The organism is Aeromonas ichthyocola (assembly GCF_046087985.1).
GTDB classification, from domain to species: domain Bacteria; phylum Pseudomonadota; class Gammaproteobacteria; order Enterobacterales; family Aeromonadaceae; genus Aeromonas; species Aeromonas rivipollensis.
Genome location: NZ_JBJSWH010000003.1, coordinates 274,638 through 301,473, shown reverse-complemented (window position 1 = coordinate 301,473; position 26,836 = coordinate 274,638). Strand labels below are relative to the sequence as shown.

Here is a 26,836-nt window from a genome sequence, read left to right as displayed (position 1 = left end):
AAGCCAGGCAACCGCCTGGCTTTTGCGTTTCGATGACCAAAACTCCCCCTTTTTTTCTGGGCGTCGTGCTGGCCATGCCGCTGCATGCCATGGTATTGCTGCCTCCCGCGCCGCCACCCAAGCCTATGTGGACTCCATCACCAAGTTGGAAGTCTGTTATCCGGCGACCCTTCCACCGCCTTACCTGTTAGCGGAGGGGGGCTTGTTCAAGGATTGCTTGGCCAGGTTGGCCGACGTATTGCCGGTGCCGCTGACCATTCATGAAGTTACCTGACTGGCAAGCGGTGCGAGATGCACTGCTACAGGGGCGTTGCGATATCGTGCCTCATGTCGGCCCCATCTCTGCTGTACTGCCCATGCGGGTGAGTCGCGCCATGCTGGAGACCGACTCCGCCATTCTCTATCGTGGCGATCTGCATAACGGGCGACCTTTCTGGTCTCACCCGCCTGGCAGGCGAAGACCCTGCTCAAGGCGCTATCCCCATCGCCCAGCTGCTCCTGACCGATGCGGAAAACTGGTACTCGGCGCTGGAAAGTGGCAAGGGCAACGCCTATCTGGGTGACTATCTGCAACTGCGCTACCTGATGCGCGAGTTCCCGGCGGATGGCTTGCGCTGCGCCGTTTGCGCAGCGATGAGCGGGTGGTCAGCTATCGGCTGATGATGCGTGACAAGCCGAGTTGGTTCAATTGATCGATACAGCCATCCGCTATATGCCTGCCGGTAGCCTCTACAAGCTGATCTGGGTCGCTATCTCGACCAGGGGTCCCAGGATATCAACCCCTTGCACTTTACCGACAAGGAGCAGGCCTGGCTGTCGGCAGACAACGCACGGTCGCTGGTGGTGAACCCGAGTTAATGCCCTATAGCGGCATCAATGAGCAGGGGAGCTCAAAGGGTGGAGCGCGGATGTGCTGCGCTGGGTCACCCAGGAGACCGGCCTGAAATTCAAGTGGTGCCCGCCGCCAGCAAGGCGGAGGCGATAGAAAAGCTGCGCCGTGGTGAGGCGGATATGATGGCCGGCTTGCCCGAATCACCAGCCCTTGACGGATGAGTTTATTTCAGCCGGATCATCTCCATCAACCGCTTTGCCTTGATCAGCAAGCAAGGCGGTGCCAACTGACCATATCAGCCAGCTTAAACGGCAGCGTATTCTGGTGCCTGAGTCCTCTATGATCCCTCCTGTTGGCTCGCCCTGCTGGTGAGCAGGAGTGGCGCACCGACGGCCTGGCGCAGGGGCTTGCCGCGATGCAAAGGGCAAGGCAGATGCCATGCTGGAGCGAGCTGTATCAGCTGCAATATCCCGCAGCGTACCAACTGCTGGAAGGGCTGGATATCGAGGAGCTGGAAGACAAGCTTCGGCCTTGGGTTTGCCATCAAACAGGAGACCGAGCTGGCCGGGGTGATGGACCGCAAGCCTGATGGCCTGACCAGCACCCAGAATGATGAACTCAATCAGCGCTGGCGCCGCCTGCTGTTGACAACAGCCCGGGGTGAGCTATGCCGCCTGGTTTGGCTCCATGTTGCTGGCGCTGTTGATCAGCATCATGTCATTTCGATGATCTGGCGTTCCCGCCAGCAACTGGCCCGGGAAGATAGCCCAGCGTCAGGAGATGGAGAAGGCGCTGGCCATCGAGAGCGAGTTGCGTGAAACCATGTTCCAGGCGTTGCCGGTGCCGGTTTTCTGCGCAACAGCCAGGGCAAGGTGATCAAGTCCAACAAACAGGGTCGGCGGCTGGCCATCCGCTATGCGGAGCAGCTGATGCTGCCTCCGGTACAGTTGCAGAAGAGTGAAGGGAGCTGGTGTTGGGCGATCAGGTTTTTGCCTATGCCCAGCATCCCGCTGCGTTTTGGATAAGCAGGCGCCAGCGACCGACCTTATCGCGTTATCGGACATCAGCGTGTTGCGTGAGCAACCCGTTTCTGCGTCAGGCCGAGCGCCGCCTGCGCGCCCTGACCAATACAGTGCCCGGTGTGGTGCTGCAGTTTATGTTTGAGCGGGGGCGGGTAGGGGCCATCGAGTTTATCAGCCGGGGCAGCTACGAGCTGCTGGGGCTGGCCAGCCAGCAGATCCGCCGTGAACCCGAAACGGGTGCTCACAATGCTGGACAGCGCGAAGATGCCGGGTCCGCCGCGAGATGTTGCCATGCTGCAGGCCGGTACGCCTTTTCGTTCACCCTGCGCTACCACCACCCGGGCAAGGGCGAACGCTGGCTGCAGCTCTATGGTCGTGGCCGCAGCCAGTCCGACAGGGCTGGCGGGTCTATGCGGTGGTGCAGGATGTGACGACCCGGGTCGAGCAGGATCAGGCATTGCAGCACTCCCATGAGCAGGCGCAGCAGGCGGTGCTGGCCAAGGGGCGCTTCCTCGCTGCCATGAGCCATGAAATTCGCACTCCCATGAACGCCATTCGGGGGCTGCTGGAGTGGCTGGCCAGCACCCCATTGTCGCAGGAGCAGCACTCTGCGCTGGCGCGGGTCAGTCAGGCGGGCAACGAGTTGCTCGGCCTGCTCAACGATGTGCTCGATTTCAGCCGCAACGAGAACAGCAAGCTCGCGCTCTCGCCCCAGCCCACCGATTTTGGAGTTGTGCGAGCACGTGGCGGCGGTGCACTGGTCCAAGGCGCGCTCCAAGGGTTGCAGATGCGCCTGCAGTTGGACCCGGCCCTGCCTGCCCTGCAGACCCTCGATCCTCATCGGGTGCAGCAGGTGCTGCACAACCTGCTCTCCAATGCCATCAAGTTCAGCCAGCGTGGCGAGGTGGTGCTGTGGGCCCGCCGGCGCGTCGACTTGCGCTGGTCGGAGTGGATGATCAGGGGCCCGGGGATCAGTGCCAAGCTGCTGCCGCGCTGTTCCTGCCCTTCGAGCAGTTTGCCGTTGAAGGGCAGCTGCGGGCGCCGGGCACCGGTCTTGGCTTGGCCATCTGCAAGCAGCTGATCGAGCAGATGGGGGGGCATATCGATGTCGAGGGGCGCGGCCGGCCGGCGGCAGCCGCTTCATCTGCGCGTTGCCCCTGAAGCGGGTGCAGCAGGAGCCGGACTGGCAGCCAAGGTGGCCAGCTGGCGCTCTCAACTTACCCCATGATGAGCGCAGACTATCTGCGCCCTGGCTCACCGAACTGGATCGTTACCGCAGCAACGCCCAGCATACGCTGCAGCGGAGGTGGATGAACAGGGGCTCTACTATGGGCATGGCAGGGGGAGTCCTGGGTCCCGGGCACCATGGTGAGTCTGCTGCAGCCACGGCTGGTGCCCTGGTCAACCAGGGCATGGCACCCAGCCGGGGGGGCATGCGGGTGCTGCTGGTTGAAGATCACGATGTCAATCGCGAGCTGATCAGCATGCAGCTGGGGCAGCTGGGTGCCAAGGTGATCAGCGCCGCCAACGGGCAGCTGGCGCTGGACATGCTGGCAGCAGAGACGGGTGGATTGGTGCTGACCGACCTGCAGATGCCGGTGATGAACGGGGCCGAGCTTGTGCAGCAGCTGCGCGAATCGCCGCGCTGGCAGCATCTGCCCGTCTATGTGATCACCGCCGATCTCAGCGAGCAGGCGGCGGCGCAGCTGCAATCCTGTGGTTGCGATGGCCATCTGGACAAGCCGGTCGCCCTCAAAGAGCTGGCCACCTCTGCTGCGCAGCCTGGGCGATTGCCAGACCAGAGGGGAGGCAATGCCGTCGCCCCGACACCGGTTGCCTCGCTGCTGACCGATGAACTGGCTTATCCCTTTATCTGGGCTACCCGTCAGGATCTGGCCGACATTGAGCGCTGCGTCAGCAAAGATGATGTTGCGCGTGAATAGCTGCTTTACACAAGATGAAGGGGGCCGCCAAAATGGTGGGAGCGACCGCCGTTTGGTACGGTGATTGAGCGTGGCAACGCGCCCCATCCCGCTGCAAGCCAGATTGCACCAGGCCTGGAAGACAGTTGCCAGCAGTTTGGCAAAGAGGCTCAAGATGATCATCACAGATGAAGAGTTACTGGCGTTGCTGGAGTCGGAAGAGCATGAGGCGGCAGGATTTTGCCCCGTGCTCTATGCCCTCGACGCACCTCCCATCAGGCGGCAAAGGAGCCGCGGGCCATGCCCTCCTATGCCACGCCTGCACCGTACCCGGCCGGATGCCTGCTGGCAGTGGGAAGGGCTGTTTGCGGCCGGTGCCATCGCCCTTTACGATCCCGCCTCCTCATCAGCAGGCGGACTATCTTCCGCAGCTGCAGCGCAGCATGAGGGCGTTATCGCCTCACGAGGATTGGCTGGGAGGGGTTGCAATGGCCGTTACCGGCGTGGCTGGTGCTGCTGGCTGGCCCAGACCCAGGTGCTGCTGCTGGAGGATCACCCGTTTCAGGGGAGCCTGCATCCAGCAGGAGATCGCCGATGCTGGGGCTTCCCTGCCACTGGGTGCAGGATGGCGACGGCTGCCTGCAGGCGCTGGAAGGCGAGGTCAAGCCTGCTGGTGTGCGATCTCAGTCTGGTGGAGCAGGATGCCATCAGTCTGCTGATGAGCCAGCCCCAGTACCGCACAGCGGCCTGCCCATCGTGCTGCTGTCCGCCCACGATCAGACCCTGATCGATGGCGCCAGACGCCTGCTGCACGACGCCGGCTTCAACGTGCTGGCTGCCCTGGCCAAGCCGCTGCAGAGCGACGATCTGTTGCGCCTGCTCAAGGCGCTCTACCTGGGGCCGCAGCGCCAGCGCAGGCTGAGTGGCCTGCGCCGCACCATCCGCAGCTGGCAGGGGGAGGCTGCTCGGGCAGCTTGGCCTGCAGGCCAGCCCGGCATCCAGCCCCCTGCCCATCTGGCTGGCGGTGACCGGCTTGCCCCGCGCTGGGAGCGCTCAAGGCATGGCTGGAGCAGCATGGCAGGCAGGCGAGCGAGCTGACCCTGGTCATCCATCGGCGGGACAACTTGCTGAACCAGGCGGATCGCTTCGCCCTGGTGCTGCAGGCGAGTCTTGCCGGGGCCAGGCTCGCCCTGCTGCTCGACAATGCCCAGCACCTGCCTTTCGATCAGCTGGAGCGGCTGCCGATCCAGAGCCTGCTGCTGGGGCAGCATCTGCTGCCGGAGCTGGAGGCCATGGCCGCCGACTCTTTGCTCGCCCGCTTCATCCAGCGTGCTCGCGAGCTCGGCATGGCCCTCTATCTCGACGATCCCTTCAACCTGCAGGATCCCGCCCAGTGGCAGGAGCTCGGCATGGCGGGGCGCTGGTAGCCCGTGCCGCGCTACCTTTGCTGGCCTCCCGACGAGGCGCGTCTGCAATGGGCACTGGCGGGCTGGGTACACCCCGACTCGCGGGCCTCTCTGCCCCTGATGATGGAGGTGGGTGGCATTCCCTGCCGACTGCAGGAGCTGGCAGGATCCGATCCCGAGCGGCTGAAGGCGGCCTACGAGGCGCTGAGCGAGCAGAGTGTCTACCTGCGATTCATGCGCGCCAAGCAGCCTGCCACCGCCGATCAGCTCGCCTTCTTTCTCGACTACCCCAGAGCGCCCCAGATAGGGCTGCTGCTCACCGACGAGCAAGGGGCCCCGCTGGCCATGGCTCAGTCCATCCGGCGGCGTCTGCACCCGGACAGGGCGGAGTTCTCCTGCATAGTCGCGGATCATTTTCAGCATAGGGGGGCCGGGCGCCGCATCCTGCTGGCGCTGGCATTGCTGGCGCACGGGGAGGGGATCCGCGAGTGGACCGCCGAGGTGCTCGGCCAGAACAGACCCATGCTGGCCCTGCTGAAGGGGCTGGGGCTGCCGCTGACCCTGGTGACGGGGCGGGAGATGGTCTTTGTCAGGCTGGACTTGAGCATATTGGGCACCCTGGTGCCCCGGCCTTCCTAAGACCAAGGGCGAATGTGCCGGGCCAGCCGGCTGTGCTAAGGTCAGCCTGTGATCCGTTGGAGGAAGTCAACCATGGTGCAGTCAGCCAAACATATCGTGATCCTGACCGGAGCGGGCATCTCTGCCGAATCCGGCATCAAGACCTTTCGTGCCTGTGACGGTCTGTGGGAAGAGCACAAGGTCGAGGATGTGGCGACCCCGGAGGGCTACGCCCGGGATCCCGAACTGGTTCAGCGCTTTTACAACGCGCGGCGCCATCAGTTGCAACGCGCCGAGATCCACCCCAATCCTGCCCACTATGCCCTGGCGCGCCTCGAGCGCCTGCTGCCGGGGCGAGTGACCCTGGTCACCCAGAACATAGACAACCTGCACGAGAGTGCGGGCAGCAAGCACCTCATCCACATGCACGGCGAGCTGCTCAAGGCGCGCTGCCCGGGCTCGGGACAGGTGATCGAGTGGCGCGGGGATCTCCACCAGCACGAGCTCTGCTCCTGCTGCCAGTTGCCGCAGCCGTTGCGGCCTCATGTGGTCTGGTTTGGCGAGATGCCCCTCGGACTGGATCGCATCTACTCGGCCCTGGCGCAATGCGATCTCTTCATCTCCATAGGTACCTCGGGGGCCGTCTATCCCGCGGCGGGGTTCGTCCATGAGGCGGGCCTCAATGGTGCGCACACAGTCGAACTCAACCTGGAGCCAAGCGAAGTGGGTAGCCAGTTTGACGAGAAGCGCTATGGCCCGGCCTCCTTGCTGGTGCCCGCCTTCGTGGACGAATTGCTGCAAAGCTGCGGGGTGCATCAGCCCAAACAGGTGGAGGGGCACAACTGGATGGAGATGCGCGGTCCCTGAGCTACTGTGCGACGGGACAGTTGCAATGGTCAGGTGAAATCGCCACACTGGCAACCACAAAAAATGGGACGCAGTTGGCGCAAATTACCATGACCGCAGTAAAGCAATGGATCGCTTTTTTCCTCCTGATGCTGGCCAGTGCCAGCGCATCGGCCTCGATCCCCCTGATGACCCTGGTGCTGCCAGATGGCCAGCAGTGACCCTCGATGAGGCGGCCCTGTCCGCCCTGCCACAGACTGAATTCACCACCACCACCCCATGGACCCAGGGCGCCCACCACTATCGCGGGCCGACCCTGGCAGCCGTGCTGGCGGCGCAAGGGATCCTCGATGCCCCGCAAGATCGCCGTCTCGGCCCTCAACGGCTATCAGCAGGTGGTGGATCTGGCCCTGTTCGACGGCGTGCCGCTGACCCTGGTGCGCCAGGAGGACGGCAAGCCGCTGACCCGGCGCAACAAGGGGCCGCTCTGGCTGCTCATTCCGTTCACCACCTATCCCAAGCTGGACGTGCCCGCCATTCACAACTGCATGGTGTGGCAGGTGGTGCGCATCGAGGTCATTGATGGGGCTATCCCGCCACAACCTGCTGCTGGTTGCGGTGTCGCTGCTGTTTCTGCTCTCCTCGGGGCAGTTCTGCTGCAGCATCGGCACGAGCAACTGGTCGATACCTTCTACCGCAATATCCACTGGAACATCAGCCAGGTGATGCTGGAGTCCCAGCGTTTCCTCTATGACCTGCAGCTCTATCGGGCCGGCAGGCTGGCGATGGAGACCCTGAGCCTCGATTACGATCTGCTGTGGAACCGGCTCGATATCTTCCTCATCAGCAGTGAAACCGCCGAGGCGCGCCAGCGGCACGGGCGGCAAGGTGCTGGCCGGACTGTTTGACGCAGATCAAGCAGCTCGAACCCCAGATGGAGGCCGGTGCGCTGCAGGAGGGGGCCGAGCTTGCCCGCTCCAGGCCCGGATTGCCAGCCAGACCCGCCATCGAGCAGATAGGGGATCAGATCCTCTCCGGCCAGGAGCGGGAGCGGTCGGTCAATCAGCTGCGCAGCAGCCTGTTCTGGCTGCAGATCTGGCAACTGATCCTGCTGCTGACCGGGGCGCTCTGGCCGCCCTCATTCGCACCAATCTGGCGAATCGCCGGCTCGCCCTGCTCGATCCCCTGACCCGGCTTGGCAACCGCCGCGCCCTGCAGGAGCAGCTCTCTCGCGCCCTGCATGCTGGCGAGGTGAGCGCCCTGGTGGTGCTCGATCTCAAGCGCTTCAAGCAGGTCAATGATCTGCTGGGTTATCAGGTCGGTGATCGGCTGTTGCAGATGGTGGCCAACAAGCTGCAGCAGGCCCATGGCAGCCACGCCTACCGGCTCGGCGGAGATGAATTTGCCGTGGTGCTGACCAAGGCGGATGATGCGCTGGAAACCGCCATTCATGAGCTGGTGAGCCTGCTCCATTTCGAGTTCGTGACCCGGGAGTGCAGCTTCGATCTGGCCTGTCGGCTCGGGGTTGCCAAGGCGCAGCAACAGGATGCCGGTCGGCTGCTGGATCAGGCCATCCTGGCCCTCAACCAGGCCAAGCGTAGCCAGGAGGGGGCGATCTGCTGGTTTGAGCCTGCCATGCTGCAGCAGCTGCAGTTGAGTCAGCAGCAGCTTCATCAGCTGCGAGAGTGGCTGGCGGGGCGCGAGCCAGCACCGCTGCGAGTGGCATTGCAGGGGCTGACGGACGGGCAGGGCAACGACCTGTGGCAATTGGCGCTTGAGTGGCGTGAGCAGGGGGCGCCCTGCCATATGCGCTGGCTGCAGGAGTGCGGCGTGCTGGGGCCCGTGTTGGCCCGTGTGCTGCAAGCGCACGAGGCGCAGTATGCCGATGGTCGGGAACTGCTGGTCCCGCTCGACAACCAGGCCCAGCTGACCCATCTACTGGCCTATCTGCCGGGGGCTTCCCGCACGCCGCTGGTGTTGCTGGTACCGACGCTGCAGCCGGATGGTGCCTTGCTGGCGGGATTGCGGCAGCAGGGTTGCACCCTGGCGCTCAGAGAGATTGGCAGCACCACCCCGGCGCAGCTGGCGGCCGGCTGGCCTGTCCGCTACTGGCTGCCAGCAGGGTGATGAACATGGCGAGCTGTTGCAGCCTCTGGCCAGACGATTGGGGCTGGTGCCACTGCAGTGCTGGCAGCAAGGGAGACCAGGTCGCTGGCCTGAGGGCACAAAGCGGTATTGCACCGGCCAGAGACAAAATGCAGCAAGGCGACCTCGGGGTCGCCTTGCGCTTCTTTTATTGCCCCTGAACGTCAGGGGCGAGGGGCGCAGGAATGCCTGATCACCAGGTCCGGGTCGACGGTGATCAGGTGATTCTCCACCGCTTCGCCGTTGATGCGAGCCAACAGGCGGGTGACGGCGAGGCGTCCCAGCTCCTCTTTGGGCTGGTTGACGGTGGTGAGCGGCGGCGACATAAATTCGGCCAGCGCCACATTGTCATAGCCGACGATGGAGATATCCCGCGGGATCACCAGCCCCGCCTGATGGGCGGCACTGATGGCCCCCATCGCCATCATGTCGTTGCAGACAAAGAGGGCGGTGGGGCGCTCGGGCAATGCCAGCAGACGGGTCATCGCCTGATGGCCGCTGGCGCAGTCAAAGTCCCCCTCCTGGATCCACTCTTGATTGACGGTGAGACCCGCCTCCTGCAACGCCTGCTCAAAGCCAGCCTGGCGCTGGTTGGCGGGGGCGCGGCTGTGGGGCCCTGTGATGCAGCCGATATCGGTGTGGCCCAGCGCCAGCAGATGACGGGTCGCCAGATAGCCGCCGCGATGGGAGTTGTCGGCGATGAGATCCACCTCCTTGCTCTCCATGCCCCAGTCCATCACCACCACAGGCAGGCTCTTGAGCCAGTCGAGCTGGTTGAATACCTCCTGCTGCCCCTCGCTGCACATGATAAGCAGGCCGTCGACCCGCTTGCGCAACATCATCTTGAGGTAGGAGAGGGCGGTTTCGGCCTGCCCCTCTGTGTTGCCCAGCATCAGGTTGTAGCCCTGCTCGAAGCAGTAGCGCTCCACCCCGCGCACCACCTCGGCGAAGAAGGGGTTGCTGGAGGTGGTGACCAGCATGCCGATGCTGTTGGTCTCCTTCACCTTGAGGCTGCGGGCCACCAGGCTGGGGGCGTAGTTGAGGTCGCGCATGGCGCTGAAGACCCGCTCCCGGGTCTCTTCTGCCACGAAACGGGTTTCGTTGATGACGTGGGAGACGGTAGTGGTGGAGACCCCCGCCCGCGCCGCCACCTCCTTGATGTTGGCCATCAGTGCCCCTGCGCCGCTTGGGACTGGAGGAAGGTGTCGACCTCCTGCTTGCCCGGGATCGAGCTCTGAGCCCCGAAGCGGGTCACCGAGAGGGCCGCCGCCCCGTGGGCGAAGCGCACAGCACTGTGGAAATCGGCGCCAGCCAGCTCGGCGGCCAGCAGGGCGCCGTTGAAGGTGTCGCCTGCGGCCGTGGTGTCTACTGCCTCAACCCGAAACCCCGGGATGAGCTGTTGCTGTCGGGCGTTGCTGCAATAGACCCCCTGGGACCCTAGGGTGATCATCACATCCGCTATCCCCATCTGGTGGAAACGGGCAGCCGCCTCTGCCGCGCTCGCCTCGTCGCTCACCTTGACCCCGGTCAGCAGCTCGGCCTCGGTCTGGTTGGGGGTGATGAGATCCACCAGCGCCAGCAGCTCGCTCGAGAGCGGCTGGGCGGGCGCCGGATTGAGCACTACCCGGGTGCCGTGGGCACGGGCGAGGCGGGCCGCCTCCAGCACGCTGTCGAGCGGCACTTCCAGTTGCAGCAGCAGGGTGTGGGCGCCCGCGATCATGGCCTCATGGCGTTTGACCATGGCGATGTCGAGGGCGCCGTTGGCCTCGGTGGAGAGGCCTATGCTGTTCTCCCCCTCGTCGCTCACATAGATGATGGCGATGCCGGTGGGGAGCTTGTCGTCGAGTTCGACGGCGCTGACGTCGATGCCGTCGTTGGCAAAACCTGTTTTCATCTGACGGCCGATGGCGTCATCGCCGATGCGGGCGATAAAGGAGACGGCAGCGCCGAGGCGGGCGGCGGCCACCGCCTGGTTGGCCCCCTTGCCACCGGGGACCACCTGGTAACTGTGACCGGTCAGGGTTTCACCGGGACGGGGAAAGTGGGGGACGCGCAGCACATGATCCGCATTGACGCTGCCGAGAACTACGAGACGATTCATATCGATCACCCTTGATTGAGAACATCTTGGCTTGAGTGAGCCCAAGCCGGGAGGCTCTGCCTGTGTACAGGAGACAAAGGGGGAGGCGAGCCTCCCCCGTCATGCTTACTTGCTGACGATTTGCAGCGGTACCGGGATGGATTTCTCCACCGGCTGGCCCTTGAGCACCTTGTCGGCGGTTTCCACGCCGATGGCACCGATCAGCGCCGGCTGCTGGGCCACGGTGGCGGCCAGTTTACCCTTGGCTACCGCCGCCTTGCCATCGTCGGTGCCGTCGAAGCCGACTATCATCACCTCTTTGCCGGCCGCCTGCACGGCGCGGATGGCACCCAGCGCCATCTCGTCGTTCTGGGCGAACACCGCCTGCACGGTCGGGTGGGCCGCCAGCAGGTTCTCCATGACGTTCAGACCCTTGGTGCGGTCAAAGTCGGCCGGCTGGGAAGCCAGCACCTGCAGCTTGTTGGCGGCAACGGCCAGAGCAAACCCTTCGCCACGGTCACGGGCGGCCGAGGTACCGGCTATCCCTTCGAGCTGGATCACCTTGGTGCCTGCCCCCAGCTTCTCGGTGATGAAGTCACCGGCCAGCTTGCCACCGGCCACGTTGTCGGAGGCGATGTGGGCCTTGACCTCACCCTGGGCCGCGCCGCGGTCCAGGGTCAGCACCGGGATATTGGCCTTGTTGGCCAGCCGGATGGCGTTGCCCACGGCTTCGGAGTCGGTGGGGTTGATCAGGATGGCATTGACCTTGCGCACGGTGAGATCTTCCACGTTGGAGAGCTCCTTGGCCGGGTCATTCTGGGAGTCCAGCACCACCAACTCGTAACCAAGCTCCTTGGCCTTGGCTTCGGCCCCCTCCTTCATGGTGACGAAGAAGGGGTTGTTGAGGGTGGAGACCACCATGGCCAGCGTCTGATCGGCGGCCTGGGCGGTACCCAGCACGGACATGATGGCGGCAGCGAGCAGGGTATTGAGCTTTTTCATCATTTCATTCCTTGTGTGTGCATGGCTTACGTTATTAACGATTGCTTTTGTTATCGATCATCACGGCAAGCAAAATGACGCTGGCCTTGGCGATCATCTGGTAATAGGACGAGACGTCGAGCAGGTTGAGGGCGTTGTTGAGGAAACCTATGATGAGGGCCCCGATCAGGGTCCCCATGATGCGGCCCTTGCCCCCCATCAGGCTGGTGCCACCCAGCACCACGGCGGCGATGGCATCCAGCTCGTAACCCATGCCCGCAGTCGGCTGGGCCGAAGAGAGGCGGGAGGTGACGATGAGGCCGGCCAGGGCCGACAGCATGCCGCACAGGCCGTAGACCGCGAGCTTGACCCTGGCCACGTTGATGCCGGAGAGGCGGGTGGCCGACTCGTTGCCGCCGAGGGCGTAGATGTAACGGCCGAGGCGGGTGTGGTTGAGCAGGTACCAGGCCAGCAGGAAGACGATGGCCATCAGCCAGATGGGCACAGGCAGGCCGAACAGATAGCCGGTCCCCAGCCAGGCGAAGTGATCGGCGCCGTCGCTGAAGCCGGTGGAGATGGGACGTCCCTCGGTGTAGACCATGGTCACGCCGCGCAGGGCCGTCATGGTCACCAGGGTGGCGATGAAGGCCTGCACCTTGCCCTTGGCGATGATGAGGCCGCTGACGCCGCCGAGCAGGGCGCCGGCCCCCAGGGTGAGGGGCACCACCAGCCAGATCGGCAGCTCCATGGCCACCATGGTCGCCGCCAGGGCGCCGCACAGGGCCAACACGGAGCCGACCGACAGATCGATGCCGGCGGTGAGGATGACCAGCGTCATGCCGACCGCCATGATGGCGTTGACCGAGGTCTGGCGCAGTATGTTGAGCAGGTTGTCGGCGGTGAAGAAGTTCGGGCTCAGGAAGGAGACCACACCGATCAGCACCAGCAGCGCCACCAGGGATTTGTTCTCGATCCACCAGGCCTTGCTCATGACGCCACGGCGGGGAAGGGTTTGGGTTGTCATTGTGCTGCCTCTTGCTCTGCTTGCCACTGTTTGCCGACTGCCGCCGCCATCAGTTTCTCCTGATTGGCCTCGCGGGTGTTGAACTCTGCGCTGATGCGCCCTTCGTGCATCACCAGGATGCGATCACTCATGCCGAGCACTTCCGGCATCTCGGAGGAGACCAGGATGATGCTCATCCCCTCCTTCTTGAACTGGTTGATGAGCTGGTAGATCTCCTTCTTGGCCCCCACATCGACGCCCCGGGTCGGCTCGTCCAGGATCAGCACCTTGGGCCTTGTCAGCAGCCCCTTGGCGATGGCCACCTTCTGCTGGTTGCCGCCTGAGAGCAGCTTTATCAGCTGATCCTGACTCGGGGTCTTGATGTTGAACAGGCGCACATAGTCGCTCACCGCCTGGCGCTCGGCCTTGCCGTCAATCTTGCCGTGACTGATGAACTCGCCGAGGGCGCAGAGGCTCATGTTTTCACGCACCGACAGCTCCAGCACCAGGCCATCCCCCTTGCGATCCTCAGAGATATAGGCGATGCCGGCGGCCAGACCATCGGCCGGGGTGCGCGGTACCAGCACCTTGCCATCGACCTCGACAGCGCCGCTGCTGATGGGGCTGGCGCCATAGATGAGCTTCATCAGCTCGGTGCGCCCGGACCCCATCAGGCCGCTGAAGCCGAGGATCTCCCCCTGACGCAGGGAGAAGCTCACCCCGCGCACGCCGGGACCGGCCAGATCTTTCACCTGCAGGCTGACGGGGCCGAGCTCGCGCGCCAGGCGCGGGTACTGCTCCTCCAGCCGGCGGCCCACCATCATCTCGATGATCCTGTCTTCGTCCAGCTCGCTTACCGCCTGCTCGCCGATCCACTTGCCGTCCCGCAGCACGGTGACGCTGTCGCAGATCTGGAAGATCTCCTTGAGGCGGTGGGAGATGTAGACGATGCCGCAGCCCTGCTCGCGCAGCTCGCGGATGACCACGAACAGCTGCTCCGTCTCGGTGTCGGTCAGCGCATCGGTGGGCTCGTCCATGATGATGACGCTGGCATCGAACGACAGCGCCTTGGCGATCTCCACCATCTGCTGCTCGCCAATCGACAGATCCCCGAGCCGGGTGTCCGCTCCGTGCTTGACGCCGAGACGGGCCAGCAGGGTGCTTGCCCGCTCACGCAACTGTTTGTGATCTATGTTGCCAAAGCGGGTGCGCGGCTCGCGGCCGAGGAAGATGTTGGCGGCAATCGACAACTCCGGCAGCAGGTTCAGCTCCTGGTGAATGATGCTGATTCCCTGATCCTGGGAGTCGCGGGGGCCCTTGAAGTGCACCGGTTGGCCGCGATAGCTGACGCTGCCCGCATCGGCCTGATAGATGCCGGTCAGCACCTTCATCAGGGTGGATTTGCCGGCGCCATTTTCACCGAGCAGGGCCATCACCTGGCCCGGATAGACTCGCAGGCCCGCTTCGTCGAGGGCGCGCACACCGGGGAAAGTCTTGACGATCCCGGTGAGCTCGAGAATGGGTGAGGGGGAGGAGGTTGTGCTCATTTGCAGCTTCCTTGAAGAGGCTTAAAACGCCACACCGGCGCAGAGAATAATGTTGGCGTAGGGAGTCACCTCGCCGCTGCGCACTATCGCCTTGCTCTGGCGGGAGCGGGTCTTGAACGCCTCGTGAAGGCAATATTCGATGGTGATGGGCTTGCCCTGGGCCAAGGCGTGCGCCTCTAGCTGCGCAACCAGTGCCTGATGGGCATCCGGGCTGATCAATTTATTTCGCTCGCCATGATCACCTTCTCCACCACCAGATCGGTGAGGAGGGCGGTCAGCACGGTGTCAAGGCTGGGAGTCCCCGCCATCAGTGCCAGATCGATGCGCTCAGGCCCCGCCGCAATGGGCAGGCCCGCATCGCAGACGGTGATCTCGTCGGTGTGGCCCATCTGTGCCACCAGGGCACTCAGGGGAGCATTGAGCAGCTTGCCTCGTTTCATACAGCACCTCATCAGGCCTTGGCCCGTCAATCTGTGAACCGCTAGGCAACCGGTTACGCAACCGGTTGCGTCATGAGGTGGAAGATAGGCGCTTTACCGGCGGAAGGGCCACGGCAAAACCATGGCGGAAATGTGAAAACGATCTCAAAGGCGGGGAAGAAGTGCAGGGGAGGAGGCAGGAAGGGTGTCAGCAGAGCCCTGACACCTCTTAACGAGCTATTGATTTTATGGTTAGGGCCAGCGCCTTGGCAACCGCGGGGCGGCCAGCATGCGCTGATAATGATCGGCTACCTTGGGGAATTCGCTGATGGCCGACCCCATCGCTTTTCAGCCAGCCCGCGACCACGAACAGGTAGATGTCCGCCACGCTGAACTGCTCGCCCAGCACCCAGGGGCCTGCCAGATAGTGGCGCTCAATCTGGGCAAAGCCATCGCGCATATTGCTGGCGACTTTCTGCTGCATGGCGGCAATGGCCTGCGGTCATCGGCCCAGCGGCTGCCACGGCGACCGTGGGCATGGGCGACATGCACGGTGGAGGCGAGGAAGCCGTGCACCTCCTGCATGCGGGCCAGCAGGAACGGGTTCCAGCGGCGCCAGCATCGGGGAAGCGCTGCACATAGAGCAGCAGGGCCGGGGTCTCGGTCAGGGTGCCCTGCTCGCGCCACACCCGCCCTTTGGGGTTGATGAGATACGCAGGGTCACGCTGCAAGGCCGAGACGGGGTTCGGGGCATTCGCTTCCAGCAGGGCAATCTGCACGGCCATGGCACAAGTGCCGGGAGCGAAATAGAGGGTCAGATCGGACATGAATACCAGAAAACATGTTTTCCGTGATACCTCGGAGGGGTCACGCTTGCCCCCAACCAATCTACACCCCTAAGGGGTGATGAAAAAGCGCAGAATTAATCCTTTGGGGTTTTGATAAATTCCCCTTGGCGAACCAGATGTTGTTGAGGATGGGTGACACCTGAGGAGGGGCGGTTGGTACTGAAAGGACTGGGGGGGGCAATAGCGCTCCCTTGCCTGCTTCTCTTCAACATCATTACTATGGAGAGGTACTATTTTTGGCATCTACAGATTTCTTTTTTTATTCTGCATTCGTTCATGATTATGGTCAAAAAATCAATAAATAATAATTGCAAACAACTTTTTTATCAAGCTACAATTGATGCTAATTTGATACCATTGGGAACTCTTAATGTTTTCCAGCATAGCTGGTTTCCCTAGCGCTCTCTTTGTGTAAATAACAGTTTTCGAAAAGGCAACTTATAGGCACAAAGCTGAACTGGGTACCAAAATCCATGTGGATACCGTAACTATCCCTTTGCCAACATACCTGATGTATTTACGGTTTTGAGTGGTTTTAATTTGGGTTTCAGTCAAATACAAATATATAATATACCAGATTCACGTTGAAAATATGCGAGCAAACGGTTAGTGTTGTAGTTGACTAGCGAGGTTACCTTGGTGTAGCCGAACATTGATAAATCATTTCACAAATTGTCTTCTTGATGGCCCAGGGGGGCGCTGTTAACCGAGGGGCAAACGGCTTCTGCCATTTAGAGGGCGATACGCACGGCCATGGCGCATAGTACCGGGCGCACAGATCAGGGGCGGCTCCATTCCCTTGCAAGGGATGACGGTCAAAGCATGCCAACAAGATTGCTGATGCGTATAGCATCAGACATGAACATCTCATCAGCCATTCTAATAAGTTTGATCTTTGTATCATATGTTCATATTGGATGACTTGGAGCCAACGAAGCGCGTGCCCCACAGGCAGTGCCTTACTGTAAACAAGTGGTTATCGCGAGCTAAAAAATGTTAACTTACGCGGTCGTAGTCGTTGCAAATGAAATGTGCTTACATGTAAATGATTTAGTATTTGCTGATAAATCATAAATTCAGCTTCCCTCATTTTTTAGCCGATGGGCTGCCTTGATGGAGGCCAGACACGAGGCGCGCCATGAGACGAGATTTTGAAAAGGTACGGTGGTGAAAGGGAGCAAATCCATTAATAGGGCGGCCTTGGCCACCATGGCTTTCAAGCTGCAGGAAGTACTAGCTCCCCACATCGGATGAATTACTTTTAAATTGATCTCGTCGCTCGGGAAGACCATGGGGTTATTGCGAAACGCCGGGGTGAGCAGGGGAATCGGAGTGGGGTAGTTTCGGCCACCTTGGCGGCCACATCGGGGCGCATCAGGAAGCGGCGTGGGCCTCTTTCACATGCAAAATTTTCTTCGGGTAGGTCATCTGGATGTATTCGCGCTGGGCGCCGTAAGCCGTTCCACAGCATACCGATATTGACCTCACCGGCGATAAAGGGGTCGGCCGGGTTGTCGGAGTTGAACGCCTTGACGTTGGGCATCAGCTTTTTCAAGAAGGCTTCAGAAAATAGTTGCACCAGCGCGATATCCCCAGAGCTGCTTCCAGCTGGTGACCGGCTGCTCGATGATGTCGGTGTTGGTGCCGATCCCGGTTGCGCCCCAGATATAGGGGATGGAGTAGCGGTTGTCCGGGTCGTACTCGTGGTTGAGCAGGGTAGGGTCGAGGTGCTTGAAGTTGGGCAGCTACTGAGTGACCACCACGTCATAGCCGTCGCCATTAGAGGGTCTCGTTGGATTCGTAGGTGAGTAGATCACCTTGATGCCGGTCTCTTGCTGGAACTGCTCCAGCAGGCCGTGAAGTAGACCACCTTGTCGTCGGCCGCGTGAGCGCTCTGGCTCAGCAGCGGGGTGGTGAGGGTGAGGGCGGCTGCCAGCAGGGCGCCGGCCTGGTGTTGGATGTCATTAACAAACCGTGATTCGAGCTTGGAGGGAGGCGACCAGCATCAGGGTGGCCAGGGCATTGACCTACAAAAGAAAGAATTCACCGCCGGCAGCGCCAGCGGCAAAGCACAATCAAACCGCACAGCCGCGAGTAGAGGTGATCACCACGAGGCAGAAGGTGCTGGGCGATCAGCGACCAGAAGCCCAGCGCAATGCCGGTCACCACAAACAGGGTCAGGAGCGAAATGGCCATCACGATATCGGGGGACATCATCACCACGCAGCATGCCGCTCACGTATTGCTTGCCGCGAAAGCGGTAGCGAAACAGCGCCACGGCGGTGAGGGTGCCGATCATGGCTGCTGGGCCGCCTGCATCAGGCTGGCGCTGGCAAACAGATAACAGGAAAAACGGCGGCGCCAAAGGGCCAGTCACGGCTGTTGAGGAACTGGGTCTTGATCAGGTACAGCAGGTGATAGCAGACAACAAATCGGCAATAATAGCTACTACGCACCAGCCGCTGCCAGCTTGTAAACTATTGTTGCCTCCAGCAAACGGCCATCCAGCTTCTCGATGCTGGAGTAGAGCGGCAGCACCATAATGGGGAGCAGTACATTTACCAGCCCGATGATGACGGCCACCTCGGTATACATCATCTGCAGCATAAGCCTCCAGCAGCCAGCCGTTGATCAGCCCCCGTTGCTAGCAGCACTTTCAGCGCATAGGTACGGATATAAAAGTAGCTGATTGGTTTGAACGGCACCACCATAGAAACAGCAGCAGCGGGCGGATATCGCCTAATAGATACTCGCAGCCAGGAAAGGGGTAGATACCAGCATGCAGATGGCGGTGGCGAGCAGCGCCAGCCAGAGGGAGTTTTAGCAGCACCTCGAAATAGAGGGGGTCCAGCAGGCGGCCATGATGCTCAGGGTAAAGAGCGGCGCGATTCACAACCAAACGGTAGAGGAGCAATGATCATCAGGTTGGGCAGGAAGACAACCAGCGTCAGCCAGCCGATCAGCGCGATGGCCCCGTTGCGAAAGGCAAAGCTTGGTGTACTGTGAGATTAGTTGCTGCACCACCTCCCAGCTGTCGACCCAGTGGATGCACTCACCAATTTATCAAGTCGGGGTCATCCTCGTCGAAGAACTGGAAATAAGCATGTTTGCCACTTTCGAGTTGGTCACCGAATGACGTCGCCCAATTTGTCAGGTTTAACGCTCGCGGATATTGCCCCGCAGCGCACCGCTCTGATCGTCATCCTGAACCAGAAATTGCAGATCTTCCGGGCGCAGCAGCACCAGCACCTTGTCGTCTGGCTTAAAAGGTGGTATGGAGCTATAATGTGCCACCTGATTTGGTCGTTTTCGATATTGGATAGTCAATTGAGTAATAAAATGCGTATTGGCGGCTCCCTTGAGCAGTCTCTGAACCAGGGCTACCGCCTTGACCTGAAAGGGGTCATCCAGGAGGGATGGCAACAGACCCGCCGTACCGGATTCGGCCTGCTGCTGGCGATTGTCGGGGTGACGGCGATCTGGATCCTGCTGAGCAATGTGCTGCTGTTGCCCTATCTGGGGGAGGACAGCCAGATGAATGTGGCCATGGTGCTGAGCCTGCTGATGACCGTGGTGATGGCCCCCATGACCAGCTCCCTCGATATGCTGGGGTTGCAGCAGTCGGTCGGGGTGCGGGCCCGGGCCAACCAGGTGTTCGACTTCTTCCGCCACTTTGTGCGCCTCGGCATGTTGAGCCTGCTCGGCAGCCTGATCACCAGCCTGTTTGGCCCCCTGTTTGAGCTGCTGGGCTTGCCGGTGATGTTGGCCTTCATTCCTTCTGCCCTGGTGGGCATGGGGCTGGTGTTCACCGTGCCCCTGGTGCTGGAGCGCGGCCTGTCGCCGGCCCAGGCCATCCTGGTCTCCCTCAAGTTGTTCGCCCGCGGCTGGCCCAGCATAGTGCTGCTGCATGGCGTCATGCTGGCGCTGTTTTTCCTGGCCATCATCCCCATGGGGTTGGGGCTTATCTGGGTGGCACCGCTCTATTTCAACTGCAAGGGGATCCTCTATCGGGATCTGTGCGGGGTGGGGTAGAGGTGACCGAGGTGACAGGGCCCCAACCATTTCAATGCATGATGCAAAAGGATCAGTTGAATGACCCGTGATATGGAGTGACATATGAAGCTGTGCGCCATACCCTGGCGGCCAGCTGCTGATGTGCCAGGGCTGGCGCTGGCGCGCCCTCGCTGGATCTGCAATACAGCACCTTCTACAGCCAGATGAAGACCTTTGCCAAAGGGGAGTTTGGTCACGCCAGGTTGGGGTTTTATCTGACCGATCCGCAAAATGGCCAGCGCTGTGGCCTCACCTCGGCCCGGGTCTCAACCGGACAGCAAGGAGGTGGCCGCCGAGGTGACGGTCGACAGCGAATTGCGCCTGCCCTATGACGACGATCTCAACCTCGACAAGGCACCGTGACCGTGGGCCTGACCGAAGAGCACGCCACTTGCGATATGACGGTACAGGTGATGGCCGATGCACCAGAACGGACCCGAGCTGCCGCTGGCCGAGCTGGCGGCCCGTCAGCAGCAGATGCAGTCGCTGCTCGAGAAGATGGCGGGCATGGTCGGCAAGCACTTCCTGCCCGAGATGGAAGGGGTGCGCATTACCCTGGTGCAGCAGAGCGGCACCGCCTATCTCATCGATGGCGCCCGTCAGGAGGCGCTGCCCTGGCAGGAGGCCACCTGCTGCTGAGCAACGAGCAGCTGGCCGGCGTTCGCTGCCGGGCAACTGCGCCTGCAGGGTGAGGTGCTGCGACTGACCCCCTGGCTGCACAAGGGCTGATCCGGTGGCGCTGTCACGTTGGTGGCAGGCACATAAAATGAAAAAGGAGCGATGGCGCTCCTTTTTTATTGCGTGGCGTTTGCCTGTGAGCGCGGCTTAGCGCACTTCTATCACATCCAGCACGTCCATCTCATCGATGTTGAGCAGGGGCGCGGTCGGCAGCTCGGGGGGATCGAATGCCTTGTCGCCGCCATCTATGATGCCGGAGTCGCGGTTGATGCTCTTGAAGTCAAACAGCTTGTGATCCAGCAGGTGGCTCGGGATCACGTCCTGGATGGCGGTAAACATGGTCTCTATCCGGCCGGGGAAGCGGCGATCCCAGTCCTGCATCATCTGCTTGATGGCCTTGCGCTGCAGGTTCTCCTGCGAGCCGCACAGGTTGCACGGGATGATGGGGAAGGCCTTGACCTCCGCATAGCGCACCAGATCCTTCTCCTTGCAGTAGGCCAGGGGACGGATCACCACGTTCTTGCCATCGTCGCTCACCAGCTTGGGGGGCATGGACTTGAGCTTGCCGCCGTAGAACATGTTGAGGAACAGGGTCTCGAGGATGTCATCCCTGTGGTGGCCGAGGGCAATCTTGGTGCAGCCCAGCTCCTGGGCGGTGCGGTAGAGAATGCCGCGGCGCAGGCGGGAGCAGAGGGCGCAGGTGGTCTTGCCTTCCGGCACCTTGTCCTTGACGATGGAGTAGGTGTCTTCCTCGACTATCTTGAAGTCGACGCCGAGGGCGGCCAGGTATTCCGGCAGCACGTGCTCGGGGAAGCCGGGTTGCTTCTGATCCAGGTTGACGGCCACGAGATCGAAATGGATGGGGGCGCTGGCCTTCAGGCTCATCAGGATGTCGAGCATGGCGAAGCTGTCTTTGCCGCCAGACAGGCACACCATGATCTTGTCACCCTCTTCAATCATGTTGAAGTCGGCGATGGCCTGACCCACGTTGCGCCGCAGGCGTTTCTGCAGCTTGTTGAAACTGTATTTCTCTTTGGCGTTAAGCTCTTCTAGCATGGCCTCAAACCCGGGACAAAAATAAGCGGCTTATTATAGCCATGTCCCGGGGGAGGGCAAGATGCCAGGCACCTTATGATTGATTGCGACGGCTGTCGACCGGGCAGCTGTAGTCCGCCGGTTTGAGGATCAGGATGTCGCAGGAGAGGCGGTCAATCACATGTTCGGCGGTATTGCCGAGCAAAGCGGCAGAAAGCCCGGTACGGCCGACGCACCCCATGATCATCAGGGTCGCCTTGAGCTCTTCGGCCATATCCGGCAGCACCTCTTCCGGCAGCCCTTCTGCTACCCGGGTCCAGAGATGACCGATCCCGAACTTGTCGGCATGGGCGAGCAGCAGGCTTTCGTGGTGTTTGCGGATCGCCTCGTTGTAGGCGTTGGGGTCAAACTCCGGCAGCTCGATGGCCACGTTGACCGGGGTGCCCGGGTAGGTGTTGACCAGATAGAGGTTGGAGCCCAGCAGCTCGGCGATGTCGCTCCCTCCTGGGTGATCCGTTCGTTGAGCAGTTTCTGATCGAGGTCGTCGCTTGAGCAGTTGATGGCGGCGATGATGTTGCCGCCCCGCTTGCCAGTGACCCTCTTTGACCAGCAGCACAGGACAGGGGCATTTGCGCAGCAGATGCCAGTCGGTGGGGGTAAAGATGAAGGTTTGCAGGAAGCTGTGATGGTGGGTGGCTTTGACCACCAGATCGTGGCGCTGCTCCAGCACTTCCTGAATGACGCATTCGAAGGGGCGATTGTGCCAGACCACTTTCACTTCGCAGTCGATCCCCTGTGCCCGATAGGGGGTGAGGATCTCGTCCAGCCACTCACGTCGCTGTGAAATGACGCCATGACGCATCTCTTGCCGCTCGTCCACCGACAGCATGGCGGTCATTTCATACGAGAAGTCATAGATGGTGAGCAGCAGGGTCAGATGGGCGTTTTCGTCCAGCTCGGCGACCTTGACTGCCCGTTCGAGGGCGATTTGACGCTCCTCTTCTGGGTTGATAACCACCAGAATATTCTGATATTTGACCATCTTCTCCTCCTTGGAAAAGTCCAATGACAGCAGAATCTTAGCCATTACAGCTTAGCGCAGGAGGAGGGTAGGGGAACGTACCGGATCACATTCAGGGGAAAGGATCCGGCAGGAAAAGCAGGAAAATAGGAGGGTAAGCGAAAAATCAGCCGCAGGCAGGGCGAGTGGCACCGGCCATGACGCCGAGGGCCACGTGATCCAGTACGGTAATGTATTTGCCCTTGACGCTGATGAGGCCGGACTTCTGGAAACGACCGAGTAGACGGCTGATGGTCTCGACGGTGAGGCCGAGGTAGTTGCCTATGTCACCCCGGGTCATGGAGAGACGGAACTCCTTGGCGGAGAAGCCGCGCTCGGAGAAGCGTACCGAGAGGTTGTGCAGGAAGGCGGCGAGGCGCTCTTCCGCATTCTTCTTGGAGAGCAGCAGTATCATCTCCTGATCTCCCATGATCTCGTTGCTCATCAGGCGCATGATCTGCTGGCGCAGCTTGGGCATCTTGCCGGAGAGATCGTCGAGCACATCGAACGGGATCTCGCACACCATGGCGGTTTCCAGCGCCTGGGCGAAGGAGGGGTGTGCCTGCTTGTGGATGGCATCGAAACCGACCAGATCCCCCGCGAGGTGGAAGGCGGTGATCTGCTCGTCACCCTGTTCGGTGATGGTGTATGACTTGATGGTCCCGGAGCGGATGGCGTAGAGCGACTTCAGTTCATCGCCGGCCTTGAACAATTCCTCACCCTTCTGGATCGGCTTTTTGCGCTCGATGATGCTGTCCAGCTGATCGAGCTCACTGTCGTTCAGGGTGAAGGGAATGCAGAGCTGACTGATGCTGCAATCCTGGCAATGAATTGCACAGCCACCGCTCTGAATACGTCTGCCAGGTTTCTTGTCCGGGATCATAGGCTCATATGAATAATTGATTTATATCAAACAAGTTTACCACCAACTCATCCGTTTTGGATAGGGTTTCAAAAGGATGCCAGCCCGATCCAGAGGGTATGCAGGCCATAGGCAATGAGCAGCAGGGCACCGCCGAGGCGCAGGCTGCGCAGGGTCAACCAGTAGCGCAATCTGTCTGCCAGCCCCCCCAGGGCGAACAGTGTCGGCAGGGTGCCCAGACCAAAGCTCAGCATGATGAGCGCTCCGCCACTTGCGGAGCCTGCCGCCGCGCTCCAGGTCAGCATGGAGTAGACCAGCCCGCAGGGCAGCCAGCCCCACACCATGCCAAAGGGAAGCGCCTGCCAAGCCGAGGTGAAGGGGATAAACTTGCCGGCAAGCGGCTTGATGAAGGGCCACAGTCTGGCGCCGAGCCGCTCCAGCAGCAAGATCCCTTGCCACCAGCCCGCCAGATAGAGGCCAAGCGCAATCATCAACAATGCTGCCACCAGGCGCAATCCGGCGATGGCGTGTTTGCCTGCGCCCAGCTCGCTGGTGGTGGCCAGCAGGCCCACCCACCAGTGCACCAGCCATCACATAGCTCAGGATCCGCCCCAGGTTGTAGTTGAGCAGGTAGCCGAGTCGCCCCCAGAAGTGCTGCTTCCCGGCGGGGATGGCCATGGAGAGGGCGGCTGAGACGCCACCGCACATGGCGATACAGTGGGCAGAGCCTGCCAGTCCTACCAGCAGGGCGCCGGCCAGATCAAGGTTGTGGGTCATGGTCAGCAGGCTTTGCGGGTTTGTGGGCGGGTTGCTCCTCGTCAAACAGTATGTTGGAGCCCTGGCGGTCGAGATCCTCGAACTGCTCCGAGCGAATGGCCCAGAAGAAGACGGCTCCCGCGATGATGACGAACAGGATGGCGATGGGGATCAGGACAAAAATGATGTTCATGGGAGCTACCTTGCATTCATCCGTGGCAATCGACCCCTATGGTAACCCTGTTCGGGCAGGGGGCCAGCCGCTATCAGCGAGAAATGTGGCCTGCATCGGAGGCAGGCCACATTTTCAGCTTTTTCCTGCGCCTGCTCATCGATTGAGGCGCATGGAGTTGGTTACTACTATGAGTGAGCTTAAGGACATACCCGCCGCCGCCAGATAGGGGGGCAGCCAGCCGCTGGCCGCGAGTGGCAACACCAGCAGGTTGTAACCGATGGACCAGGCGAAGTTCTCCTGGATGATCCTGCGGGTGCGCAGCGCCAGGGCGCTGGCATCGAGCAGTCGGCTCAGGTCATCGGCCAGCAGGATGGCGTCGGCGCTGTTTTTCGCCAGATCCGTGCCGCCCGCCATGGCGAAGGAGGCATGGGCACCGGCCAGCACGGGGGCGTCGTTGATGCCATCCCCCACCATGATGCTGATGTCTCCCGCCGCTTCACGGGCCTTGAGGTAGGCCAGCTTGCCGTCGGGGGTGACCCCTTTCACCAGCTCATCGACACCGAGTTCACGGGCCACGGCGTCTGCCTGCAAAGAGCTGTCGCCAGTCAGCACGGTAGTTTGCAGACCGGCCGCCTTGAAGGCCGCGATCAGCGCCTTGGCATCGGGGCGCAGGGTATCTTCCAGATTGAAGCGGGCCAGCGGTACCTGCTGCTCGTCGGCCAGATAGATAGCCAGACCGCGGCCGATGCTCTTGCGCCGGATCCAGCCCAAGCCAGCGGGCACTGCCGATGCGGTAGCGTACGCCATCAACCAGCGCTGTGATGCCGTGACCGATGACCGGGGTCACCTCGCTTGCCGGCAGCACGGCATCCTCTCGGCGGGCAGCCGGAAGGCGCGGGCAATGGGGTGTTCGGAGTAGGCTTCCAGCGCGCGGGCGATTGCCAGGCACTCGTCTTTGCCAAGCCCCGCCAGGGGCTGGTCGCCCACCAGGCTGATGTTGCCCGTGGTCAGGGTGCCTGTCTTGTCCATCACTATGCGGTTTGCCCGGGTCAGCACGTCCAGCACGTGGCCGCGGCGCAGCAGTATGCCGCTGCGGGTCAGGTGGGCGGTGGCCGAGGTGAGCGCCGTCGGGGTCGCCAGCGACAGGGCGCAGGGGCAGGTGGCCACCAGCACCGACAGGGTGACCCAGAAGGCCCGCTCCGGCGCATGGAAGTGCCAGAAGGTCCAGACCCCGGCGGCGATAAGCAGCAGCACCAGGATGAAATGGCGGGAGAGCACATCCGCCAGCTGGGCGATGGCGGGTTTGTCATCCAGCGCATGATCCTGCAGCCGCATGATCTGGGCGATCCGCGACTCTTCGATACGGTGGCTGACCCGGATCTGCAGCGGGGCATCCGTGTTGATGGTGCCGGCATAGACCTGCATCGCCTAGCTGTTTGAGCAGGGGCAGCTGTTCGCCGGTCAGCATGGATTCGTTGAGGCTGGCTTGCCCTTCGACAATGATGCCGTCGGCCGGCAAGGTGGCGCCGGCCAGCACCCGTACCCGATCGCCCACCCGCAGCGTCTTGGCGGCCACCTCGTGCTCGCCATCTGCATCGATGCGGGTGGCCATGATGGGCACCAGGCGTGCCAGGTTGGAGCTTGACTCGGATGCCTTGCGCCTCGCCCTCAGCTCGAGCAGGCGCCCCAGCAGCAGGAAGAAGACGAACATGGTGATGGAGTCGTAATAGACCTCACCCGTGTTGAAGACGGTGGCCCAGATGGAGGCGACGAAGGCGCCGATGAGGGCCAGCGACACAGAGACATCCATGGAGAGGTGACCCTGTCTCAGGCTGCGCCAGGCGCCTGCGTAAAACGGCTGGGCCGAGTAGATCATGATGGGGGTAGAGAGCAGCAGGCTTATCCACTTGAAGTAGATCATGAACTCCTCTTCCACGCTGATGAAGAGATCCATGTAGAGCGCCACGGCGCACATCATCACCTGCATGGAGCCGAGACCGGCCAACGCCATGCGAAACATGTAGCTGCGCACCTCGCGGGCGTAGAGGGCTTCCTGGCTGTGGGTCTGGAAGGGGTAGGCGCGGTAGCCTATCTTGGCGAACCCCTTGAGGATGTCACTCAGGGAGAGCTGGTCCGGATCCCACTTGATGCGAGCCGGTGGGTGGTGGTGTTGACGTTGATGTAGCGCAGGCCGCTTAACGTCATCAGGTGGCGTTCGATAAGCCAGGCACAGGCGGCGCAGGTGAGCCCCTCCACCGTCAGCTGGATTTCGCGGAGGTCTGTACCAGTGCCGCTGTCGGTGACAAACTCCTGCTGCACTTCTGGCCAGATCGTAGTGGGTGAGGGCGGCCAGCTCCTCGGGCACCAGATCCCCCTTGGTGCCGGGGGCGGTGCGGTGATCGTAGTAACTGGCGAGACCGCACTCCATGATGGTTTCCGCCACCGCCTGACAACCGGGGCAGCACATGGGGCGGACTATCCCCTTGATCTCCAGCGCATAGTGACTATTGGCGGGTACTGGCTCACTACAATGGAAGCAAGAGGTCAT

General features: G+C 61.7%; 18 protein-coding genes and 10 pseudogenes. 12 read left to right on the top strand and 16 right to left on the bottom strand.

Features of this window, described 5'->3' with window-relative positions:
* Positions 1-405: 405 nt before the first annotated feature.
* From ACF2JD_RS10145 to ACF2JD_RS10100, 10 genes and pseudogenes are all read left to right on the top strand, one after another.
* Positions 406-660: a hypothetical protein gene (locus ACF2JD_RS10145; RefSeq protein ID WP_440987334.1), complete on the top strand. Its 255-nt coding sequence runs from the start codon at positions 406-408 to the stop codon at positions 658-660.
* Positions 661-1,907: 1,247 nt separating this feature from the next.
* Positions 1,908-2,285, top strand: coding sequence for a hypothetical protein (locus ACF2JD_RS10140; protein ID WP_440987333.1), 378 nt, complete (start codon positions 1,908-1,910; stop codon positions 2,283-2,285).
* A gap of 89 nt (positions 2,286-2,374) precedes the next feature.
* A pseudogene (locus ACF2JD_RS10135) lies at positions 2,375-2,485 on the top strand (histidine kinase dimerization/phospho-acceptor domain-containing protein); the annotation flags it as partial.
* A 281-nt stretch (positions 2,486-2,766) separates the two neighbouring features.
* Complete coding sequence (locus ACF2JD_RS10130; protein WP_440987332.1) at positions 2,767-3,015, top strand: ATP-binding protein; 249 nt, start codon at positions 2,767-2,769, stop codon at positions 3,013-3,015.
* A gap of 173 nt (positions 3,016-3,188) precedes the next feature.
* Complete coding sequence (locus ACF2JD_RS10125) at positions 3,189-3,797, top strand: response regulator (protein ID WP_440987331.1); 609 nt, start codon at positions 3,189-3,191, stop codon at positions 3,795-3,797.
* Positions 3,798-3,951: 154 nt separating this feature from the next.
* A pseudogene (locus ACF2JD_RS10120) lies at positions 3,952-5,203 on the top strand (response regulator).
* Between the two features lie 3 nt (positions 5,204-5,206).
* Positions 5,207-5,821 (top strand): GNAT family N-acetyltransferase, encoded by a 615-nt coding sequence (locus ACF2JD_RS10115; protein ID WP_440987330.1) that lies wholly within the window; start codon positions 5,207-5,209, stop codon positions 5,819-5,821.
* A 72-nt stretch (positions 5,822-5,893) separates the two neighbouring features.
* Positions 5,894-6,667, top strand: a complete 774-nt coding sequence (gene cobB, locus ACF2JD_RS10110; protein WP_440987329.1) for a Sir2 family NAD+-dependent deacetylase — start codon at positions 5,894-5,896, stop codon at positions 6,665-6,667.
* Between the two features lie 89 nt (positions 6,668-6,756).
* Positions 6,757-7,230 (top strand): annotated as a pseudogene (locus ACF2JD_RS10105) (hypothetical protein); the annotation flags it as partial.
* Positions 7,229-8,866, top strand: a pseudogene (locus tag ACF2JD_RS10100) (diguanylate cyclase domain-containing protein). The pseudogenes ACF2JD_RS10105 and ACF2JD_RS10100, both read left to right, overlap by 2 nt.
* A gap of 89 nt (positions 8,867-8,955) precedes the next feature.
* Here the strand turns inward: ACF2JD_RS10100 and ACF2JD_RS10095 are convergent.
* The 10 genes and pseudogenes from ACF2JD_RS10095 to ACF2JD_RS10050 form a co-directional block, all read right to left on the bottom strand.
* Complete coding sequence (locus ACF2JD_RS10095; protein WP_440987328.1) at positions 8,956-9,960, bottom strand: substrate-binding domain-containing protein; 1,005 nt, start codon at positions 9,958-9,960, stop codon at positions 8,956-8,958.
* Positions 9,960-10,892, bottom strand: a complete 933-nt coding sequence (gene rbsK, locus ACF2JD_RS10090) for a ribokinase (RefSeq protein WP_440987327.1) — start codon at positions 10,890-10,892, stop codon at positions 9,960-9,962. The genes ACF2JD_RS10095 and rbsK overlap by 1 nt, the downstream gene beginning before the upstream one ends.
* Positions 10,893-10,997: 105 nt before the next feature.
* A complete protein-coding gene (gene rbsB / locus ACF2JD_RS10085; RefSeq protein ID WP_106886740.1) occupies positions 10,998-11,873 on the bottom strand; it encodes a ribose ABC transporter substrate-binding protein RbsB in 876 nt (291 codons plus the stop codon).
* Between the two features lie 34 nt (positions 11,874-11,907).
* Positions 11,908-12,876 (bottom strand): ribose ABC transporter permease, encoded by a 969-nt coding sequence (gene rbsC / locus ACF2JD_RS10080; protein WP_043131801.1) that lies wholly within the window; start codon positions 12,874-12,876, stop codon positions 11,908-11,910.
* Positions 12,873-14,402 carry a ribose ABC transporter ATP-binding protein RbsA gene (rbsA, locus tag ACF2JD_RS10075; protein WP_440987326.1) on the bottom strand — a complete coding sequence of 510 codons (1,530 nt, stop codon included), beginning with the start codon at positions 14,400-14,402 and terminating at the stop codon, positions 12,873-12,875. Before rbsA ends, rbsC begins: the two co-directional genes overlap by 4 nt.
* 21 nt (positions 14,403-14,423) lie before the next feature.
* Positions 14,424-14,842: pseudogene (rbsD, locus tag ACF2JD_RS10070) on the bottom strand (D-ribose pyranase).
* 208 nt (positions 14,843-15,050) lie between these two features.
* Positions 15,051-15,648 (bottom strand): annotated as a pseudogene (locus tag ACF2JD_RS10065) (glutathione S-transferase C-terminal domain-containing protein).
* Between the two features lie 2,064 nt (positions 15,649-17,712).
* Positions 17,713-17,886 (bottom strand): hypothetical protein, encoded by a 174-nt coding sequence (locus ACF2JD_RS10060; protein ID WP_440987325.1) that lies wholly within the window; start codon positions 17,884-17,886, stop codon positions 17,713-17,715.
* A gap of 231 nt (positions 17,887-18,117) precedes the next feature.
* Positions 18,118-18,276 (bottom strand): hypothetical protein, encoded by a 159-nt coding sequence (locus ACF2JD_RS10055; protein WP_440987324.1) that lies wholly within the window; start codon positions 18,274-18,276, stop codon positions 18,118-18,120.
* A 549-nt stretch (positions 18,277-18,825) separates the two neighbouring features.
* Positions 18,826-18,963: a hypothetical protein gene (locus ACF2JD_RS10050; protein ID WP_440987323.1), complete on the bottom strand. Its 138-nt coding sequence runs from the start codon at positions 18,961-18,963 to the stop codon at positions 18,826-18,828.
* Between the two features lie 45 nt (positions 18,964-19,008).
* Between ACF2JD_RS10050 and ACF2JD_RS10045 the strand changes: the two are divergent.
* A pseudogene (locus ACF2JD_RS10045) lies at positions 19,009-19,743 on the top strand (hypothetical protein).
* Positions 19,744-19,847: 104 nt separating this feature from the next.
* Positions 19,848-20,451, top strand: a pseudogene (locus ACF2JD_RS10040) (DUF2987 domain-containing protein); the annotation flags it as partial.
* Positions 20,452-20,547: 96 nt separating this feature from the next.
* Here the strand turns inward: ACF2JD_RS10040 and ttcA are convergent.
* From ttcA to ACF2JD_RS10010, 6 genes and pseudogenes are all read right to left on the bottom strand, one after another.
* Positions 20,548-21,456: a tRNA 2-thiocytidine(32) synthetase TtcA gene (ttcA, locus tag ACF2JD_RS10035; RefSeq protein ID WP_025327018.1), complete on the bottom strand. Its 909-nt coding sequence runs from the start codon at positions 21,454-21,456 to the stop codon at positions 20,548-20,550.
* A gap of 73 nt (positions 21,457-21,529) precedes the next feature.
* Positions 21,530-22,477 carry a universal stress protein UspE gene (uspE, locus tag ACF2JD_RS10030; RefSeq protein WP_440987322.1) on the bottom strand — a complete coding sequence of 316 codons (948 nt, stop codon included), beginning with the start codon at positions 22,475-22,477 and terminating at the stop codon, positions 21,530-21,532.
* A gap of 145 nt (positions 22,478-22,622) precedes the next feature.
* Positions 22,623-23,378, bottom strand: coding sequence for an FNR family transcription factor (locus tag ACF2JD_RS10025; RefSeq protein ID WP_025327016.1), 756 nt, complete (start codon positions 23,376-23,378; stop codon positions 22,623-22,625).
* Between the two features lie 68 nt (positions 23,379-23,446).
* Positions 23,447-24,134 (bottom strand): annotated as a pseudogene (locus tag ACF2JD_RS10020) (sulfite exporter TauE/SafE family protein).
* Positions 24,118-24,306 (bottom strand): cbb3-type cytochrome oxidase assembly protein CcoS, encoded by a 189-nt coding sequence (ccoS, locus tag ACF2JD_RS10015; protein ID WP_440987321.1) that lies wholly within the window; start codon positions 24,304-24,306, stop codon positions 24,118-24,120. Before ccoS ends, ACF2JD_RS10020 begins: the two are co-directional and overlap by 17 nt.
* A 135-nt stretch (positions 24,307-24,441) precedes the next feature.
* A pseudogene (locus ACF2JD_RS10010) lies at positions 24,442-26,836 on the bottom strand (heavy metal translocating P-type ATPase).

Bases quoted from the DNA above. Each gene is read 5' to 3' on its own strand.
- ACF2JD_RS10125 (WP_440987331.1), top strand. From the start codon at position 3,189: ATGGCAGGGGGAGTCCTGGGTCCCGGGCACCATGGTGAGTCTGCTGCA.
- cobB (WP_440987329.1), top strand. From the start codon at position 5,894: ATGGTGCAGTCAGCCAAACATATCGTGATCCTGACCGGAGCGGGCATC.
- ACF2JD_RS10095 (WP_440987328.1), bottom strand. From the start codon at position 9,960: ATGGCCAACATCAAGGAGGTGGCGGCGCGGGCGGGGGTCTCCACCACT.
- rbsK (WP_440987327.1), bottom strand. From the start codon at position 10,892: ATGAATCGTCTCGTAGTTCTCGGCAGCGTCAATGCGGATCATGTGCTG.
- rbsB (WP_106886740.1), bottom strand. From the start codon at position 11,873: ATGAAAAAGCTCAATACCCTGCTCGCTGCCGCCATCATGTCCGTGCTG.
- rbsC (WP_043131801.1), bottom strand. From the start codon at position 12,876: ATGACAACCCAAACCCTTCCCCGCCGTGGCGTCATGAGCAAGGCCTGG.
- rbsA (WP_440987326.1), bottom strand. From the start codon at position 14,402: ATGAGCACAACCTCCTCCCCCTCACCCATTCTCGAGCTCACCGGGATC.
- ACF2JD_RS10060 (WP_440987325.1), bottom strand. From the start codon at position 17,886: ATGATGTCCCCCGATATCGTGATGGCCATTTCGCTCCTGACCCTGTTT.
- ACF2JD_RS10055 (WP_440987324.1), bottom strand. From the start codon at position 18,276: ATGCTGCAGATGATGTATACCGAGGTGGCCGTCATCATCGGGCTGGTA.
- ttcA (WP_025327018.1), bottom strand. From the start codon at position 21,456: ATGCTAGAAGAGCTTAACGCCAAAGAGAAATACAGTTTCAACAAGCTG.
- uspE (WP_440987322.1), bottom strand. From the start codon at position 22,477: ATGGTCAAATATCAGAATATTCTGGTGGTTATCAACCCAGAAGAGGAG.
- ACF2JD_RS10025 (WP_025327016.1), bottom strand. From the start codon at position 23,378: ATGATCCCGGACAAGAAACCTGGCAGACGTATTCAGAGCGGTGGCTGT.
- ccoS (WP_440987321.1), bottom strand. From the start codon at position 24,306: ATGAACATCATTTTTGTCCTGATCCCCATCGCCATCCTGTTCGTCATC.